The 18,192-nt window shown below is 69.5% G+C and carries 14 protein-coding genes and 2 pseudogenes; 7 read left to right on the forward strand and 9 right to left on the reverse strand.

The features are described 5' to 3' along the window. Positions 1 to 89, reverse strand: a pseudogene (locus ACZ6ZQ_RS37395) (flavodoxin family protein); the annotation flags it as partial. Between the two features lie 256 nt (positions 90 to 345). Between ACZ6ZQ_RS37395 and ACZ6ZQ_RS37400 the strand changes: the two are divergent. The 3 genes and pseudogenes from ACZ6ZQ_RS37400 (at position 346) to ACZ6ZQ_RS37410 (ending at position 5,640) form a co-directional block, all read left to right on the forward strand. Next, positions 346 to 2,043, forward strand: coding sequence for an acetolactate synthase large subunit (locus ACZ6ZQ_RS37400; RefSeq protein WP_469772999.1), 1,698 nt, complete (start codon positions 346 to 348; stop codon positions 2,041 to 2,043). Positions 2,044 to 2,755: 712 nt separating this feature from the next. Beyond that, positions 2,756 to 3,586 (forward strand): annotated as a pseudogene (locus ACZ6ZQ_RS37405) (aldo/keto reductase); the annotation flags it as partial. Between the two features lie 335 nt (positions 3,587 to 3,921). Beyond that, positions 3,922 to 5,640, forward strand: a complete 1,719-nt coding sequence (locus tag ACZ6ZQ_RS37410) for a ricin-type beta-trefoil lectin domain protein (protein WP_469773000.1) — start codon at positions 3,922 to 3,924, stop codon at positions 5,638 to 5,640. A gap of 104 nt (positions 5,641 to 5,744) precedes the next feature. On the opposite strand, the gene rpmG is transcribed toward ACZ6ZQ_RS37410, so the two are convergent. The 3 genes from rpmG to ACZ6ZQ_RS37425 all read right to left on the reverse strand — a co-directional run bounded on the left by rpmG (position 5,745) and on the right by ACZ6ZQ_RS37425 (position 7,783). After that, complete coding sequence (rpmG, locus tag ACZ6ZQ_RS37415) at positions 5,745 to 5,909, reverse strand: 50S ribosomal protein L33 (RefSeq protein ID WP_469773001.1); 165 nt, start codon at positions 5,907 to 5,909, stop codon at positions 5,745 to 5,747. 288 nt (positions 5,910 to 6,197) lie between these two features. After that, complete coding sequence (locus tag ACZ6ZQ_RS37420) at positions 6,198 to 6,779, reverse strand: suppressor of fused domain protein (RefSeq protein ID WP_469773002.1); 582 nt, start codon at positions 6,777 to 6,779, stop codon at positions 6,198 to 6,200. A gap of 176 nt (positions 6,780 to 6,955) precedes the next feature. After that, complete coding sequence (locus tag ACZ6ZQ_RS37425) at positions 6,956 to 7,783, reverse strand: class I SAM-dependent methyltransferase (protein WP_469773003.1); 828 nt, start codon at positions 7,781 to 7,783, stop codon at positions 6,956 to 6,958. Positions 7,784 to 7,856: 73 nt separating this feature from the next. On the opposite strand from ACZ6ZQ_RS37425, the gene ACZ6ZQ_RS37430 reads away from it, so the two are divergent. Together ACZ6ZQ_RS37430 and ACZ6ZQ_RS37435 are read left to right on the forward strand one after the other, a co-directional pair. Further along, a complete protein-coding gene (locus ACZ6ZQ_RS37430) occupies positions 7,857 to 8,456 on the forward strand; it encodes a TetR/AcrR family transcriptional regulator (RefSeq protein ID WP_469773004.1) in 600 nt (199 codons plus the stop codon). 194 nt (positions 8,457 to 8,650) lie between these two features. Further along, entirely contained in the window at positions 8,651 to 8,836 is a 186-nt protein-coding gene (locus ACZ6ZQ_RS37435) for a DUF6381 family protein (protein ID WP_469773005.1), read from the forward strand. Positions 8,837 to 9,173: 337 nt separating this feature from the next. Here the strand turns inward: ACZ6ZQ_RS37435 and ACZ6ZQ_RS37440 are convergent, their stop codons facing one another. The 3 genes from ACZ6ZQ_RS37440 to ACZ6ZQ_RS37450 form a co-directional block, all read right to left on the reverse strand. Continuing rightward, positions 9,174 to 9,770 (reverse strand): dihydrofolate reductase family protein, encoded by a 597-nt coding sequence (locus ACZ6ZQ_RS37440; RefSeq protein ID WP_469773006.1) that lies wholly within the window; start codon positions 9,768 to 9,770, stop codon positions 9,174 to 9,176. Between the two features lie 365 nt (positions 9,771 to 10,135). Continuing rightward, complete coding sequence (locus tag ACZ6ZQ_RS37445) at positions 10,136 to 10,612, reverse strand: (2Fe-2S)-binding protein (protein ID WP_469773007.1); 477 nt, start codon at positions 10,610 to 10,612, stop codon at positions 10,136 to 10,138. 8 nt (positions 10,613 to 10,620) lie between these two features. Further along, positions 10,621 to 12,906, reverse strand: a complete 2,286-nt coding sequence (locus tag ACZ6ZQ_RS37450) for a molybdopterin cofactor-binding domain-containing protein (RefSeq protein WP_469773018.1) — start codon at positions 12,904 to 12,906, stop codon at positions 10,621 to 10,623. A gap of 428 nt (positions 12,907 to 13,334) precedes the next feature. Between ACZ6ZQ_RS37450 and ACZ6ZQ_RS37455 the strand changes: the two genes are divergently transcribed. Then, a complete protein-coding gene (locus tag ACZ6ZQ_RS37455) occupies positions 13,335 to 14,792 on the forward strand; it encodes an extracellular catalytic domain type 1 short-chain-length polyhydroxyalkanoate depolymerase (protein ID WP_469773008.1) in 1,458 nt (485 codons plus the stop codon). Between the two features lie 70 nt (positions 14,793 to 14,862). Here ACZ6ZQ_RS37455 and ACZ6ZQ_RS37460 read toward each other — a convergent pair whose 3' ends face one another. After that, a complete protein-coding gene (locus ACZ6ZQ_RS37460; protein ID WP_469773009.1) occupies positions 14,863 to 16,110 on the reverse strand; it encodes a PP2C family protein-serine/threonine phosphatase in 1,248 nt (415 codons plus the stop codon). Positions 16,111 to 16,603: 493 nt separating this feature from the next. On the opposite strand from ACZ6ZQ_RS37460, the gene ACZ6ZQ_RS37465 reads away from it, so the two are divergent. Further along, complete coding sequence (locus ACZ6ZQ_RS37465; RefSeq protein ID WP_469773010.1) at positions 16,604 to 17,683, forward strand: mechanosensitive ion channel family protein; 1,080 nt, start codon at positions 16,604 to 16,606, stop codon at positions 17,681 to 17,683. Positions 17,684 to 17,850: 167 nt separating this feature from the next. Here ACZ6ZQ_RS37465 and ACZ6ZQ_RS37470 read toward each other — a convergent pair whose 3' ends face one another. After that, positions 17,851 to 18,132 (reverse strand): TetR-like C-terminal domain-containing protein, encoded by a 282-nt coding sequence (locus tag ACZ6ZQ_RS37470; RefSeq protein ID WP_469773019.1) that lies wholly within the window; start codon positions 18,130 to 18,132, stop codon positions 17,851 to 17,853. Positions 18,133 to 18,192 lie beyond the last annotated feature (60 nt).

Below are 18,192 nucleotides of genomic sequence, written 5' to 3' on the forward strand. Positions count from 1 at the left end.
TTGGCCTCCATCACCGCGCGGCTCTTGTCGATCAGCCCCTGGGTGTTGCTGACCTCGGGCGAGCGCTTGAGCGTGCAGTTGATGAACATCGCCCGCAGACCGTCGTACGAAGGGGGCGGCTGGGTGTTCACAGAGTGCTCCTGGATCCTGCCGCCGTGCCGTTCACAGCGGTGCGACGCCCTCCATCGTGCGGGCTGGGCCTGTCGCCGTCGTCATACAGGCGCAGGAGGACGATGACGATCACTCCGACGGCCGAACTGTCACGGTGCGACGGCTGAGGGGGCGTTCACTCGGCCGGGTGCCGGTGCCTGGTCCGTGCGCACTTGGCATGTCTAGGTTCGGCTTATGGACACTCACCAGGGCTCAGGCCCGCAGAGCTCCGGTACCGCGACCGACGACGTCGTCGCCCATCTCATGGTGCGCTGCCTGGAGGCTGAGGGAGTGGAGTACGTCTTCGGGATCCCGGGGGAGGAGAACATCCGCTTTGTCGACGCCCTGAACGGCTCGGCCATCCGCTACATCCTGGTCCGTCACGAGCAGGGTGCCTCCTTCATGGCGGAGATCTACGGGCGGCTCACCGGCAAGGCAGGGGTGTGCTCGGCCACGCTGGGCCCCGGTGCGATCAATCTGGCACTGGGCGCTGCTGATGCGATGACGAACAGCACCCCGCTGGTGGCGCTGGCCGCGCAGGGTTCGCTGGGCCGCGTCCACAAGGAGTCCCACCAGGTCATCGACCTGGTGTCCATGTTTGCACCGGTCACTCAGTGGTCGGCGCGCGTGCAGAGTCCTGAAGCGGTGCCGGAGATGGTGCGCAAGGCGTTCAAGACCGCGCAGAGCGAGCGTCCCGGGGCGGTCTTCCTCGCGGTCCCAGAGGACATCGAGGCCTCGCGCACCAAGACACCGCTCGCTCCCTTGCAGGTCGACACAGTCCGCGCAGACGCTCCGTCGCCGTCACAGGTCGCCCGCGCCGCGGAGGTCGTCGCGGCGGCGCAGCATCCGGTGGTGCTCGCCGGTCATGGTGCGGCCAGGGCAGGCGCTTCCGCGGCCCTGCTGCGATTTGCCGAACGGCTGAACGCCCCGGTGGCGACCACCTTCCACGGAAAGGGCGTTTTCCCGGACGACCACGCCAACGCGCTCGGCGCGGTGGGCTTCATGCGCCACGACTACGCCAACTTCGGATTCGACTCGGCAGACGTCCTGATCTGCGTGGGGTACGAGATCCAGGAGTTCGACCCGGTGAAGATCAATCCGGACGGTGACAAGCGCATCATCCATCTGCACCGCTTCCCGGCTGAAGTCGATGCCCACTACCCGGTCACCGTCGGCGTCGAGGGCGATCTGTCACTGGGGCTGGACGCGCTCGCGGCCGCGCTTCCCGACGGCCTCGCATTCGAAGTGGGAGCGGGTGAACGCATCCGCTCCCTGCTCGCCGAGGAACTCGATTACGGCCGGAACAACGATGCCTGCCCCCTCGTGCCGCAGCGCGTCGTGGCCGACGTGCGGACCGCGCTCGGCCGCGAGGACATCGTCCTCGCCGACACCGGCGCCGGGAAGATGTGGATGGCCCGGCTCTACCCCGCCTACGCGCCGGACACCTGCCTGGTCTCCAACGGCCTGTCCACCATGGGCTTCGCCCTGCCCGGTGCGATCGCGGCCAAGCTCGCCCGCCCGGAGCGCCGCGTGCTGGCCATGATGGGAGACGGCTCGTTCCTGATGAACTCCCAGGAGCTGGAAACGGCCGTCCGCGAACGAATCCCCCTGGTGGTCCTCGTCCTGGTCGACGAGGAGTACGGCCTGATCACCTGGAAGATGGAACTCGAACTCGAACGCCACAGCCACACCCGCTTCACCAACCCCGACTTCGTCTCCTACGCCGAAAGCTTCGGCGCGCGCGGCTACCACATCAAGGCGGCCGACGAGCTCCTTCCGACACTGCGGCGTGCACTGGACCACGATGGTGTCTCCGTGATCGCCTGCCCGGTCGACTACTCCGAGAACCTGCGGCTGACCGACCGGCTCGGCGAACTCCACGGGCCCTTCTGAGCTGCCGGAGAGACCTGCCGGACCTGGCCAGAAGCTGCGGAAGGCTGTGGTGGCCGCGTCCCGAGCTCAGCCGCTCCCGCACCGAACACCACAGGTACTGAGCGCGTCGCGCGGAGGGGAACGACGTTCTGGTCAGTGATCACGACGGCCATCCTCGCTGGTAGCCGCCCCTGCCTGCTACGGCACGACCCCACCTTTGGGGATCCGGCACTCCGTGGCACGTGGCCGAGTTCGGAGCCAGCTTTGCCTTGCATGACGCCCTCGGCAGGCGGCGTAAGGGCCGAGACGCCGCTATGGACCGCTTGGTAGAGGGCTGGACAGAGCAAGCGAGGGCCCTTGCGGTGCAGCAATCTGCCGGGCGCCCCCGACGAGTGATCGTGGTACGGATCCCTGAGTTCCATCCGCTGTCCGACTGGGAGCGAGCCGTGATTGCCACGTACCAGGTGACCGCCGACCGGTACACAGGCGTCGCAGCCCTCTGGGTTCCGCATGGAATCGCTGACTCTTGGCCACGTTCGGAACGGACGCGTGGGAACCATCGGCTTCGCAGGACGACTGGTCAGAGCCGTTGCTACCCCTCCTCGGCCGTCAGATCGACCCGCGTGGCGACCGGCCTGACCTTGCAGGTGGGAAATGATCTAGTTGTTCGCGGGAAGCCGTCCACGGCGGCATGGGCATTGTCGCTGACCAGCGCATTTCGTCGGTTCCCCTCTACGGCATGGGTCACAACGAGCTGCTGCTGCGCGACGCACTGCGCGGCCGCAACCGCGACAACGCCGTGATGAGCGTCAAGTTCGGCGCGCTGCGCGACGCCCTGGGTGGCTGGAGCGGCTACGACTCCCGCCCCGAGGCCGTGAAGAACTTCCTGGCCTACTCCCTGCGCCGGCTCGGCACCGACCACATCGACATCTACGGCCCGGGCCGGCTCGACCCGAACGTGCCGATCGAGGAGACCGTCGGAGCCATCGCCGAGATGGTCCAGGCCGGACTCGTCCGCCACATCGGCCTGTCCGAGGTGGGCGCCGACACCCTGCGCCGGGCCCAGGCCGTGCACCCCATCGCCGACCTGCAGATCGAGTACTCGCTGCTGTCCCGCGGCATCGAGGAGACGATCCTGCCCACCGCCCGCGAGCTGGGCATCGGCATCACCGCCCACGGCGTGCTCTCCCGCGGTCTGCTCTCCGGCCACTGGAGCAAGGACCGCGAGCTGGGCGCCCGGGACTTCCGCGGCATCAGCCTGCGCTTCCAGGGCGACAACCTCGAACGCAACCTCGACCTGGTCGAGGCGCTGCGCAAGATCGCCGAAACCAAGGGCGCCACGGTCGCCCAGGTCGCCATCGCCTGGGTGGCCGCGCAGGGTCAGGACATCGTGCCGCTCGTCGGCGCCCGCCGTCGTGAGCGCCTGTCCGAGGCCCTCGGCGCCGAAGCCGTGACGCTCACTGCGTCCGATCTCGACGCCATCGAGCAGGCCGTTCCGGTCGGCTCCGCGGCCGGCACCCGCTATGCCGCACCCCAGATGAACCACCTCGACAGCGAGCGCTGACCCCCGCAGCGTCCGCGTGGCGTTACCGGCTCCTCCTCCCCCTCCCCCCGGGGCGCCGGTGCCGTCTGCGCCGGGCGCCGCCCTCCTCTGGCGGCGCCCGGCGTCATCGGCGCCATGCACATCAACCGTGCGCCACGCCCGACTTACCGGCCCCTCCCTGGGCCGACGTCGACCCGTATGCGGTCGTCTGCCGCCCCGTTGACGACTTACCCACGGGAACACCTTTCCCCGCAGGCTTTCCTGCTTCACCATGGGCTCTTGTTTCCAGCTGGTAACACCGGCGGATCACCGGTTGGGCAGGCTGGTCGGTGCGCCGTAGTGAACGAGGAGTCAGGGTGCCAGAGCTCCACCGGGTCGGTCCGGATCCCGCGGGCGACAAAGCGGACTGCACGGCTCTGTCGGACGCGGAGCTCACCGAACGCATCCGCGCCGGTGCCCCGCCCGCCTATCCGGCCACGCAGGAGCTCAAGCGTCGCCATATGCCGGCGGTCCTGACGTACGCCCGGCTGTGCGGGCGCAACCATGGCTCCGGTTACCAGCTGGCGGTCCAGGCCTTCGGCCTTGCCGCCCAGGAGGCGTGCCGGGGCATCGAACCCCGGGGGAACTGGCGTCACCACCTGCTGATGCTCGTTCAGCGAGTGGGGCTCACCTGGGCGGCCGGCGGACGCCGGGACCGACTCGAACCCGACTTCGTCGCATGGACCGACGACACCGCCGACACGGCCGACACGGCCGACACCGCCGACACCGCCGACACCGCATCAGGAATGTCCGAGACCCGGCGTCTTCGGTCCGAGGCCTCGTCCGCCATGCTCACCGGCTTCTACCGGCTGCCGGAAGTGACGCGGGGCATCCTCTGGTATGCGGTGGTGGACGAGGAACCGGACGCGACGGTCGCCACCTGTCTCGGCATCCGGCCGAGCATGGTCGCCGAGCTGCGGGACAACGCCCAGAACGCGATGCGACAGGCCTACATCCATGCGTATCTGGAGAGTGGCGGGGACCGGAAGTGCCTGGGGTTCCGCCGCATCATCGAGGCGGCGGCACGGCCGGAGGACCGGCGCCGCAGCGAGGACCTGACGCTCCATCTGTCGGAGTGCCCCCGATGCACCCGGCTGGTCACCGAACTCGCACGGATGGCGGACGACCCCCGGGCCGTGCTTGCCGAGGGCCTGCTCCGGTGGGGCGGATCGGCCTATGTGGCCCGCGGTCCCGCGCCCGGCCTGTCCGACCACGTTCCGGCCCGGCCCGACCGGTCGAAGTCCTTCGGCAGGTGGGGGTTCACCGCGTCCGGCAGGGTGCCGCAGACCGACGGAACGCCACCGAAGGGCGCGCGGCGGCTGTCGCCGGCCGTCGTCCTCGTCGCGGTGGCCGTCGCAGGCGCCGTCGTCTCCGGCGTCCTGCTGCAGTCCTCCTCCGAGGACCCCGTCACGGCGCGACGCGCGGAGGAGCCCCCGGTCCAGGCGGCCTGGCCCACCCCGGCCCCAATCCCGCCCGTCCTGTCGGCGAGCCCCAGTCGGGAACCGTCGAAGAAGCCCTCGCGCTCGCCGAGCCCCAGCACGTCCGCACCTGCCCCTGAGCCCCCGTCGTCTGCTCCGTCCCCGAGCTCCCTTCCCCGGCCTGTGCCCATCGCCCCGGGACGCGGCTATGTCCAGGTCGTCAACGCGGCTTCCGGACTGTGCCTGGACATCGAGAACGGTGTCATGGAGAACCGCACGGACGTTGTCACAGCCCGCTGCAACGGTGCCCGGACCCAGCAGTGGAGTCTTGACTCCAACGGTCTCCTGCGCAGCAACGCGGACCCGGACTACTGCCTCGACTCGCGCGGCGACACCGACCGCGGCGCCGGCATCTGGTCCTGCGCCTCGGTCGAGGGCAAGAACGGTCTGAACCTGCTCTTCGCCACCGATGGTTCGGGAGCGATCCACCCAATGATCGCGCCGGACTTCGCCCTTGAACCCGTTGACGGCTCCGAGGGCAGCTCCCTCGGCTTCGACCCGGCCGACGGAGGAAGCAACCAGCGCTGGACCGCCGGCGCCGTCTCGAAGGCGTAGGTTCTGCCTCTTCGTCGGTGTCGGCTCGGGGCGAGGCTGCCCGGCGGCCCGGCCTCCGCAGAACGCGCAGGCCGGGCCCGGGCCCCGGTCCGGACCTCAGTCGGTCAGCGTTCCTCCCGGAAGAGAACGTGCTCCCCCACCACCGGGTCGTACTTGCGCAGCACGAGCCGGTCGGGGTCGTTCAGACGGTTCTTGCGCGTCACGTACGTGTGGCCGGTCCCGGCCGACGAACGGAGCGTGACGATCGGGCGCGCATCGTTACGTGCCATGGAGTCCTCCTTCCCACCGACACTCCGCGGCTTGAACCGCTCATGCCAGTGTCGACCCCTGTAACCGCCGGCCAGGTCATCGCATTCCCCGTCACAACCGACGGGCCGACGAGCCACCGCTCACGGAATGCAACGCCGGCGCTACTGAAGAAGGCCGTCGCCCCCACGGCCGCCAACGGCATCCCCGTACGACTTCATGACGGACCGTCAAAAACTCCAGTGCGCAGTGGTGTTGCCGCTCTGAGCGCGCATGGGCAGAGCGTTCAGGAGAACGTCGACGATCGCTCGTCAGGCCAGTGCGGGTGGGGTGAGGGCATCCCGTGAGTCGAGCAGGTCGCTGAAGAACGCCTCCGGTCGGGCCTTCAGCGCATCGGCGCGTTCCGCCTCACTGATCGGCACGACGTTGACCACCCGTACTGGTTCGGTTCGCGCCTCGATGAAGTCCGGCTGCCCAGTCGTCCAGGGCCCCGCCAGGAACACACTGCGACAGCCCGGGAACGTCGGAATGTCGTCCGGGAAGGAAACCACTTCGCCCCAGCCGAGCGCCCGGCCGCACATCCATGGATAGGCGGCCAGGTTCGCGAGCTTCATCGCGATCAGACCTTCATCGTCCGGCTGGACGATCCCGCGCCGGAGCAAGCGGAGTTCTGCACGGCCGCCGGGTCGCCCCTCTCGGGGCGGCATGGCTTGGGCCGACATCCCGATCGTCGCGAAGAGCGTGGCGGCCGTGGGGTCCGGCGCACGGTAGACCATCACGTCGATCCGGCCGACGGGGGACGGACCGTGATCGAAGGTGATACCTGCATCCTCCTCCCCCTGTTCCCTACGCAAGGCATGGAAGACGTCACTGAGGATTGCGGGAGCCGGCATGCCCGCGACTCTGTCCGTCCCGCCTCGCAGCCCTGCCGCCCGGCCCCTGGGGCGGGGACGGGTACGAGGGGGACGAGCAGGGCGAGGGGAGACGGGCGACGAGGAGGGACGGGGGACGAGGAGGGTGAGCCGTGCAGGCTCGCGTCCGGCGAGCGGCGGAGAGCCGTAAAGCCGGGTCAGGCGGCATCGGTTCGCACCGCGGTGACCGCCACCGTGGCGTAGCTCATCGTGAAGCTGCCTCCTGCCGCGTCGATGGCGGCGCCGACGCCTGCCAGCACCTCCTCCAGCTTGGCCGACGGGAGCCGGGTGAAGGCACCCTGGGTGGGTAGCTGATCCAGCCACTCGTCCCGCGTATAGGGCCGCTCCCAGTCGAATCGCCACTGTTCGGGTTCAGCGAATGCGCCCACCTCCCGAATCCCGTCGGCCGCCTTGGTGCACAGCGCCGTGTACCCGTCCACGGCCGGCACCGTCCACTGGCGAGCCGCGAGCGAGTCCGGCATCACCCGGCGGTAGACCTCGGCGAAGGCTTCCGCCACTTCGGGCAAGGGTTGGCCCGCGTTCCAGAACAGAGACAGCAGACCACCAGGACGCAGTGTCTGCGCCGCCTTGGCGGCTCCGGCGACCGGGTCCACCCAGTGCCAGGTCTGTCCGGAGACGACGGCGTCGAACTTCCGGCCGGCCGGGTCCCAGGCTTCGAACGACGCCACCTCGACGTCGAGTCCGCGCTGTCGCGCCAGATCGGCCATCCGAGCGTCGACGTCGACGCCGAGCACCCGGGAACCGGCCGCTTCGAACTGCCGGGCCACGATGCCGGTGCCGCAGCCGACGTCAAGGATGTCCGGGCCGGGGCCGGCAGCGACGATCCGGTCCACCATGGCTTGGGGGTAACGGGGCCGAGCCCGGTCGTAACGTTCGGCGTCCGAACCGAACGACTCCGCCACCTGTCGGTGTTGATGGGAGGCGCGTTCGGGGCGAGGAGCAGGCTTCGGCGGTAAAGTGGGCATGCGCCCACTATGAATGGGCGCATGCCCACTCGTCAATCACAACGGGCCGGTCAACAGACGAAGGAGATAGTCGGTGCCCACGGGAGTAGCCATCCGCGACGTACGGGACCAACTGTTCGACGCCGCCGAGCGCGTCCTGCTACGGGACGGTCCGAGCGCGCTGACCAGCCGGGCGGTCACCACGGAGGCGGGCTGCGCCAAGGGCGTCCTGCACCGGCACTTCGCCGACTTCGACGCCTTCCTTGCCGAGCTCGTGCTGGACCGCATCGCCCGGATCGATCAGCAGGCCGCCGACCTGCGCAACTCCGCCGGGGCCGGCACCGTCGCCGGCAACCTCACCGACGCGCTGGTGGCCCTGTTCGGGTCGGTCGCTGTGGCGATCGTCGGCCTCGTCACCTCCCGGGATGACCTGCGCGCCCGGCTGCGCCGGGCCAGGCCCACCGGCGTCCCGGTCCTGACGGAAGCAGCGGCCATGATCGCCTCCTACCTCGACGCCGAGCGGGAACAGGGCCGCGTCGCGGCGGATGCCGACGTCGACACGCTCGCTCCCACGCTGATCGGGGCCGTGCACATGCTGTTCGCCGACCGGAAAGGCACCCCGCCGGAAGCTGGAGCTGTCCACAAGGTCGTGACCACGGTCTTCGCCGGCGTCGTGCAGGAACCGCTGCCATGAACGACGACAGCAAGCCCGTACCCGGGGAACCGGGCACCCGCTGCCCGGCGGTGGCCGTGGAAGCATTCGAGCTCTCGTGCCCACAGCGGAGCGCTGCGCAGATAACGGTGGGTGAGCGTTCGAAGTGCGCATGCGCGGGGGTGCTGTTTCGCTGATGTGGCCCGCTCGTCCACCGAGAGAACCAAGGAGTGACCATGAGCGTCGCAGGCGAGTCCGGTCGTGCCCAGCAGCTGCGCCAGAAGGTGCAGGAGATGGAGCAGGCCGCGGACCGTGCCACTGACCCGCAGGAGCGTCAGCGGCTGAAGGACAAGGCCCGCCAGCTCAAGCAGCAGATCCAGCAGGAGGGCAAGGGCGGCGGGAACATCGACCCCCTGAAGTAACAGCCCTGCGGTCCATGCCCCGGCCGGTGGCCCTCCCGCGACCCTCAAGGCGCGAGAGGCCACCGGCCGGCGCAACGTGGGGGGTGGGGCCAGCCCGCACTAGGCCGTGTTTGAGAACTCCCGCCTGGCACGCGACGCCTGGCACGCACTCCCCCGTAGCCCTTCGGGCACGGGAGGTGCCCCCACGCTGCGTTGTCGGAGTCATCCACGTACGTCCAGTACGAGGATGATCTCCCCCAGCTACCGCTGGGAGGTGCCCCCACCGCCTTGCGATCGCACGCACCAGACGCCGCGAGCCCCGCCCTACGGGCGGACGGCGCTAGTTCTCAAACACGCCCTAGGCCTCGGCGACAGGCCGGTAGGTGCACACGTTCACGCCCGTGCCACTGGTCACGGTCGAGACCAGCTCGAGCGTACGCAGTGCACCGTCGTCGGGGAAGATCGTCTTACCGCCGCCGAGGGTCACCGGCATGATCATGAGCCGGAGCTCGTCGACCAGGCCCTCGCGCAGGAGGGTGCGCACGAGTGTGGGGCTCCCCATGACCAACAGGTCGCCGCCGTCGGTCTCGTGCAGCTCCCGGATACGGTCGACGGCCTTGTCGCCGGAAATGCGCGTGGTGTTGTCCCACGTCAGCTCGGAGTCGCCGAGCGTCTCGGACACGACGTACTTCGGGATCGCGTTCATCCGGTCGGCGAACGGGTCGCCGGCTCGCTCGGGCCACGCCGCAGCCATCGTCTGCCACGTACGGCGCCCGAACAGCAGCGCCTCGGCCTTGGTCAGCGCGTCGTCGAAGGCACCGCCCACCACCTCCGGGTCGAAGAACGGGTGCGACCAGCCGCCGTGGGCAAAGCCACCGTCGGTGTCCTCGCCGGGTCCGCCCGGCGCCTGCACGACACCGTCCAGGCTCATGAACTCACTGATCACGATGCGCATGGGACACGCTCCTCTTCCTCGTTTCTGGTGTACGGCAATGAAGACTGTCACGCCGCCCCGAAATCATCGCGCGACGAGTCTTCGTGTTCCTTCACCTTCCTGTTTTCGTCACGAAGTACCGCCGCGGCTACGGCGTGTTGCGAAAGTCCCGCCTGGCACGCGACGCCTGGCACGCACTCCCCCGTAGCCCTTCGGGCACGGGAGGTGCCCCCACGCTGCGTTGTCGGACTCATCCACGTACGTCCAGTACGAGGATGATCTCCCCCAGCTACCGCTGGGAGGTGCCCCCACCGCCTTGCGATCGCACGCACCAGACGCCGCGAGCCCCGCCCTACGGGCGGACGGCGCTACTTTCGCAACACGCCCTAGAAACGCCGCGCGCCCGCGACGATGGCTTCACGGATGCGGTTGTAGGTGCCGCAGCGGCAGATGTTGCGGATCTCGTCGAGGTCGGCCTCGCCGATCTCCCGGCCCGCCTGGCGCGCTTGGCGGACCTTGGCGACTGCCGTCATGATCTGGCCGGGCTGGCAGTAGCCGCACTGGGGGACGTCGTACTCGAGCCAGGCCTCCTGCATCGGGTGCAGCTCCTTGCCGACGGTGCCGGGCAGGCCCTCGATGGTGGTGATCTCATCCGTGGGGGCGATGTCCTTGACCGGGACCGTGCAGGGGTTGAACGCCTTGCCGTTGATGTGGCTCGTACAGGCCTGGCAGACGCCCAGCCCGCAGCCGTACTTCGGTCCGGTGACGCCCAGGACGTCGCGGAGCACCCACAGCAGTCGTACGTCGTCCTCGACCTCGGCGGTGACAGGCCTGCCGTTGAGGATGAAGGTGTGTCGGGACACAGTTGCTCCTAGTAGGCGCGGCTCAGGCCGTCGGTGGGCGACGCGGGGATCGGCGGGGTGGTGGGCAGGGGCTCGAAGCCGAGGGGTTCGCCGTGGTTCAGCGGGAAGCGTGTCGGCATCGTGCCGGTGGCCCGCCCGTAGGCGCAGGCGACGGCCGCCATCGCTCCGGCGACCGCCAGTTCCCCCGCGCCGCCGGGCTTTCCGGTGGTCGGCGGCATCACGATGATCTTCAGCTCGGGCGGGGTGTTCCACTGCCGTGTGTAGAAGTAGTTGTCCCAGCTGCCTTCCAGGAAGTGGCCGTCCTGGAGGTGGAGGCCCGAGCTGAGAGTGATGGCTATCCCGTCCATGACACCGCCCATCATCTGCGCTTCCAGACCACGGGGGTTGACCGCGAGTCCCACGTCGACGGCACAGACGATCTTGGTGACGCGTGGGCCGGCGTAGGCGTCGGGGATCTGCCGTCCGGTCGTCCCGGGCCGGCAGTCGATCTCGGCGAGTACGGCGACGAACCCGTGGTACTCGGGGTGGACCACGATGCCCTGCGCCGTGCCGGCAGGCATCGTGCGGCCCCAGTTCCCGGCCTGCGCGACCTTGTCGAGTACGGCTCGGGCGCGCTCGTCCTTGAGGAACTCGCGCCGGAACGCGCAGGCGTCCTTGCCCGTCCGCTTCGCCAGCTCGTCGACGATCAGCTCCTGCGCGCAGCGCACGTTGGGCGAGTAGATGTTGCGCATGCTGCCGGTGTTGAAGCCCTTGTCGACCTCGCTGAGCAGCTGGGTGGTGACGCCGAAGTGGTACGGGCTCTGCTGGGTGAGCTGGAAGACCGTCTCGGAGAAGGTGAGATCCCCGACCGGAAGCTGAGCGGCCTGCGAGGTGATGATCTCGCCCAGTCCGTGCCCGAAGTCGGTGACGACCGAGGTGTGCCGCTGCTCGTAGGTGAGTACGTTCCCCAGGGCGTACGTCGCCCGGATCCGCGAGGTGGACATCGGGTGGGTGCGCCCTTGGCGGAAGTCGTCGGTCCGGTGCCACATCAGCCTGACCGCCTTCCCCATGACCTGCGAGATCTCGGCGGCCTCACGCGCCGCGTCATGGAAGAGTCTCCGGCCGAACGAGCCGCCTCCCTCGGTGACATGGACCGTCACGGCGGCCGGCGGGAGACCGAGCTGGAGCGCGATCTGCTCCTGGGCGACGATCGGTGACTTCAGGCTGGCCCAGATCTCGGCCCGGTCGGGCTTGACGTCGGCCACCGCGCAGTTGGGTTCGAGGGCGCTGTTGCTGGCGAAGTGGAAGGTGAACCGTGCGTCGACCGCCTTGGTCACCAGATCCAGCGGCGGTACCACCAGCGGGAGTTCGGCCTTCCTCAGCTCCTGGAGAACAGTGGCGTCCGAGGCCTCGTCGACAGTGCCGGGCCCCCAGGTGACCTTCAGCGCACGGACCGCGTCGATGCACTGGCCGAAGGTGCGCCCGCGGACGGCGACCCCGGTCGAGACCCGTGCCACGTCGGTGATTCCGGGCATGGCCCGTACGGCGTCGAGGTTCTCCACCGAACGGACCGTCCCGTTGATGGTCGGCGGGCGGCAGACCATCGTCGGCAGTGCGCCGGGCACCTGCACGTCCATCGCGAACTGCTTGCGGCCCGTCACCGCATCCAGCGCGTCGATGCGCCGCTGCGGGGTCCCGATGAGCGTGAACTCCGCAGCTTCCTTCAAAGTGACGGGGATCTGCTCCGTGGCCGGGCTCGCGGCTTTCGCGGCCAGCTCCCCGTACGTCACGCTCTGTCCGGTCGCCGACGTGATGACGCCGGCCCGAGTGGTGAGCGACGTGACCGGTTCACCGAGTTCCAGGGCCGCGGCCTCCAGCAGCCGGCCCCTGGCGACGGCCGCTGCCACCCGGACCGGTGTGAAGGTGGAGATGGTGGTGTTCGACCCGCCGGTGAGCTGGTTGAACAGCAGCTCGGGCCGCGCGTCCGCCAGCGTGACCCGTACCTTGTCCAGCGGCAGGTCCAGCTCCTCGGCGATCAGCATCGCCGTGGACGTGGTGATGCCCTGCCCGACCTCGGCCCTGGGCAGCGCAAAGGATGCCGTTCCGTCGGAGTCGATCCGGATGCTGATCAGATTCGCGGTCGGCAGCGCCGCATGGGTCAGCATGTCGTTCAGGTCGTACACCTCCGAGGCCCCCGGCACGGAGGGAACCACCGCGGCCGCGCGTGACGGTGCCACCACCGCCTCGCCCAGCTGCGCGGCCACGGTCAGCGTCGGTGCTGCCAACACGTACCCGAGAAACCTCCGCCGCCCCATTCCGCGCGGCGCGGAGTCCTCGTCCCGCTGCCGTCCGGCACCCTGAGTTCCCACCAGCTGTCCCCTCGACGAACGACAACGACGCACCACAGGCCACGCGTTGCGCGACACGTGTCATGTGCCGCGTGCCGTGCACCGCATGTCACGTGTCACAAGCTCGCGCAGAGCATGCCGTGCATGACAGCGCCAGGACCGGAACCTCACACACCTCACACATGACAGGGCGCCCGCCATCGCGGATCGCTGTCCCACCGCAACAGATGCGGACCACAGCCCGCGGCCGTGCGGGGTGGAGCCCACCGCCATTACTCCACGGATCGGCGGAACGTAACGTCCCCGTAATTCCGGGCGGCGCACAGGTGTCGGCTGCCAAGCCACCGACGCGCGAGCCCCCACATCCACCCAGCAGCAATCACCGAGGTGGCACGATGAACCCCCGCTTCTCACGCGCTCAGCGCCCGCCACGAAGCTCCGCCGCAGCGCTCGTGCTGTCCCTGATCGCCCTCGTCCTGGGGCTGTTCCCCGCTCCGGCGCGAGCCGCGAGCCTGACCGAGGTCACCGGGTTCGGGTCCAATCCAGGCAATCTGCAGATGTTCCGCTACGTCCCCGACGGGCTGCCGGCCGGCCGCCCGCTCGTGGTGGCCCTGCACGGCTGCACCCAGTCCGCGGCCGCCTTCGACAACGAGACCGGCTGGACCAAGTGGGCCGACACCTGGGGCTTCGCTCTGCTCCTGCCGCAGCAGAAGTCCGCCAACAACGCCAACTCCTGCTTCAACTGGTTCCAGTCGGCCGACTTCTCGCGCGGCCAGGGCGAGGCGCTGTCCATCAGGCAGATGACCGACAGAATGGCTTCCGACCACGGCATCGATGTCTCCCGGGTGTACGTCACCGGCCTGTCCGCCGGCGGGGCCATGACCTCGGTCATGGCCGCCTCCTACCCGGACGTCTTCGCGGGGGCGGCGGTCGTCGCGGGCATCCCGTTCGACTGTGCCCGTGACGTCACCGCCGGGTTCAGTTGCATGAGTCCCGGCTCGGACCTCGGCGCACGGCAGTGGGGCGACAAGGTCCGCGCCGCCTACCCGTCGTACGGGGGCCCGTATCCCACGATGTCGGTCTGGCACGGTTCCAGCGACAGCACGGTGTCACCGATGAACATGACCGAGACCGTCGAGCAGTGGACCGATGTGCACGGCACCGACGCGGTCGCGGACCTCAGCGACACCGTCCAGGGCCATCCGCACAAGGTGTACCGGAGCGGCGCCGGCGAGGCCGTGGTCGAGTCGTACTCCATCACGGGCATGGGCCACGGCCAGCCGGTCGACCCGGGCAGCGGCGCCACGCAGTGCGGCACCGCCGGCGCGTACGTACTGGACGCGAACATCTGCGCCTCGTACTGGATCGGGCAGTCCTGGGGCCTCGGTGCGCCCGACGGCGGTGGCACCCTGCCCGCGCCGTCCGGGCTCACCGTCACCGCCACCACCGACTCCTCGGTGACCCTGTCCTGGAACGCGGTGGACGGCGCGGTCTCGTACCGCGTCCACCGTGGCGGGGCCCCGGCCGGCACGCCGTCCTCGGCCTCCTTCACCGACACGGGGCTCTCCCCCGGCACGGCCTACAGCTACACCGTCGCCGCCGTGGACGGCTCGGGAGACGTCGGCGCGTCCTCCGCCCCGGTGCAGGCGACCACCGCCGGATCCGCCCACCGGTGCTTCACCGACAACAACTACAACCATGTGGCCGCCGGCCGGGCCCACCAGACCATGGGCACCGTCTACGCCAATGGCTCCGACCAGAACATGGGCCTGTACAACGTCTTCACCACGCACACCCTTGAGGAGACCTCCCCCGGCCACTTCGTGATCGCCGATTCCGGCTGCCCCTCGTGACCCCGGTGGCGGCTTCACCGTCACCCGGCGAAGCCGCCACCGCAGCCCGCCGCGCCGGCCGGCTGGTACGTCAGAGGCTGACGACGACGATGGCGACGTCGTCACGGGCGCCGCCGCTGACGCCGAGGTTGGCCAGCAGGACATCGGCCAGGCGCTCGGGGCCGAGCCGACTGCAGGGGGCCAGCGCATCGGCCAGCCGGGCCAGGCCGGCGTCGATGTCCTCGCCGCGGCGTTCGATGAGACCGTCCGTGTAGAGGACCAGGGTGTCGCGCGGGGTGTAGGAGACACCGGCCTGGCAACGGGGGACGTGCTCGGGGCGGGCGCCCAGCGGCGGATCGGTGGCCTTGTCGAGCAGCTCGGTGGTGCCGTCGGAGTGCAGCAGGATCGGAGGTGGGTGGCCGGCGCTGCTGTAGACGATCCGGCGACCGGTGTTGTCGATCAGTGCCTCGACCGCCGTAGTGGCCAGTGCCCCTTCGACCGACCGCGCGTACAGACCGAGCACCTCCAGGGCTTTGGCGGGCCCGTCGACGGCACGGGTGGCGGCGCTCAGCGCGCTGCGGAGCATGCCCATGACGGTGGCGGCCTCCAGACCATGGCCGACCACATCGCCGACTGCCACCGCGAAGCGGCCGTCGGGGAGGTCGACGACGTCGTTCCAGTCACCGCACACGTTCAGCGAGCCGATGGCGGGCACGTAGCGCACGGCGACGTCCGGGTGGCGGGCGAGGTCCGGGGAGTGGAGCATGGCTTCCTGCAACGTGAGGGCGACCTGGCGTTCGCGGGAGTGGGCCTGGCGCAGTTCGTCGTTCAGCCGCTGCAGTTCTCTCGCCCGTGCGTACAGCTCGGCTTCCATCCCCTCTTCCCGCTTGCTCAGCTCCCCGCCGAGGAGGCGGTCGTGGGCACGCCGGGAATGAACGAACGCGGTCACGTCCTCCACCCGATGGATGATCCACGCCGTCGTTCCGTCGGGTGCGAGAACGGGGGTGTTGATCGGGGACCACCAACGCTCCTCGAACTCGCCAGGCCGGTGCATGCAGGGAATGTCGTACTTCTGCAGCGCCATCGTGTCGGGTTCCCGGGTGGCCAGGACCCGGCGCAGTGAGGCGTTCAGATTCTGCACGCCATCGGCGTCGGGGTCCGCGGGGTTGTTCGGGAAGGCATCGAAGATGTACTGCCCGAGCAGGTCCTCGCGGGTTCTGCCGGTCGCCTGAAGGTAAGCCTCGTTGACATCGACGATCACCAGGTCCGGGCCCAGCACCAGGTACGGACTCGGCGTAGCGGCGAACAACGCCGCGTAATCGATCTCCCGTGGTGCCACAGGGCTCCCTGCCAGTCCGTCCGTGCCCGCCGACCGCCCACTGATCAATCTACGGCGGGCCCGGCATCTCCGCTCGTCACAAGTCGCCGCCCGGGCGGTCACCGGTCGACCGACGGCACCGGGTCGCCGGACGTCCGGTGCGTACCGGGTCGCCGGACGTCCGGTGTGCACCGGGTCGCCGGACGTCCGGTGTGCACCGGGTCGCCGGACGTCCGGTGTGGACCGGGGGTCACCCGTCATCGGGTGGGAAGCTCGCTGAACCCCTGTCATATCGCTGCCGCTCCAGTGCTGTGCGGAGGTGGGCCCACCTGCAGCGGTGCCTGCGGCGTGCGGCAGGATGACAGGTCGCGCCGAGTGGACTTCGTACGTACCGACGCGACCGCACAACCGCACTCCCAGAATGCACAGGTAACAAGGTGACGACACATCACGTCCGGCTCACAGCGGCAGCCACCGCCGCCCGCGCTCTGCACCGTGCGACGGGAGGGGATCGGTGAACCGGGACCTCACACTGCATGACGCGTTCGTCGCCGGAATCGCGATGGCCGCAGGCATCGCGGCCGCCCTGCTGCTGCGCGTGATCCTGAAATGGCTCGGCGAGCGGGCCGGACGAACCCGTTGGAACGGCGACGACATCATCGTCGACGCCCTGCGGGCACTTGTCCCCTGGGCCGCGATCACCGGCGGTGCGGCGGTCGCGGCGTCGGTACTGCCACTCAACGCCAGGGTCGGACGCAACGTCACCATGACGCTCACCGCCGTGCTCATCATGGCCGCGACCCTCACGGCCGCGAGGATCGTCGCCGGTCTGGTGCAGGCCCTCGCACAGTCCAAGTCCGGTGTCGCCGGGTCGGCCACCATCTTCGTGAACATCACGCGTGTCGTGGTGCTGGCCATGGGCTTCCTCGTCGTCCTGGAGACCCTGGGCGTCTCCATCGCACCGCTGCTCACCGCGCTGGGAGTGGGTGGTCTGGCGGTGGCGCTCGCCTTGCAGGACACCCTGGCCAACCTGTTCGCGGGTGTGCACATCCTCGCTTCCAGAACGGTGCAGCCCGGTCACTACATCAGACTGAGCAGCGGCGAGGAGGGCTATGTCGTCGACATCAACTGGCGCAACACGGTGGTGCGCACGCTCTCCGAGAACCTGGTGATCATCCCCAACACCAAGTTGTCAGGTACCAACATGACCAACTACCACCGGCCGGAGCAGCAGATGACGCTCAACGTCCAGGTGGGTGTCGGCTACGACAGCGACCTGGACCATGTCGAGCGCGTCACCGCCGAGGTCGTGGAGAGCGTGATGGCGGACATCGCCGGTGCTGTGCCCGACCATGAACCGATCATTCGTTTCCACACGTTCGGCGACTCCAGGATCGGTTTGACGGTGATCCTGGGGGTCGGCGAGTTCAGTGACCAGTACCGGATCAAGCACGAGTTCATCAAGCGACTGCACCGGCGCTACCGCGCCGAGGGCATCAGCATTCCCGCTCCGACGCGGACGATCGCCGTACAGCAGGGAGAGTTGCCGATTCCCCACCAGCGCTCCGCACCGTCGCCCACGCACCTCCCGTAGCGCCTGCGCCTTCGCCCTCGGCGGCTCCGGCGACGCGGTGGGCCGGGCGGCTTCCTGCCGCCGATGCAACGGGCCTGTCGCGGCAGGGACACGGGCGGTCAGACGGGCCGCGGCCAGGACGGGGCGCTCGCCGATAAAAAGCGCGGGCCGACCCGTCGCTTGGGCCTTCACCGCGGAGGCATCAGCCGGGTCAGGGCCGCGTCCACCAGCGCGCGGGCATAGTCGGCGTCGAGCAGGCCGGGGCGGAACAGAATGCGGTACATCATCGGCGCCACGACGTGGTCCATGACCACGTCGTGGGAAGGTGCCGGCTCGTCGCGTTCACCCGCGCGGGCCAGGATGACGTCGACCTGTTCGGCGGCATACGCGGAGCACTGCCCGGCATTTCTGCCGCCCGGGTCGCCCGCGAGCGCGTCGCGAACATAGGCACGACCGGCCGTCGAGGACATCTCCTCCACAGCCACGTCGACATCGACCCCGTCCAGGCCGAGGCGACCCGCCGTGACCTG

It is taken from the genome of Streptomyces sp. NPDC053673 (assembly GCF_055585225.1).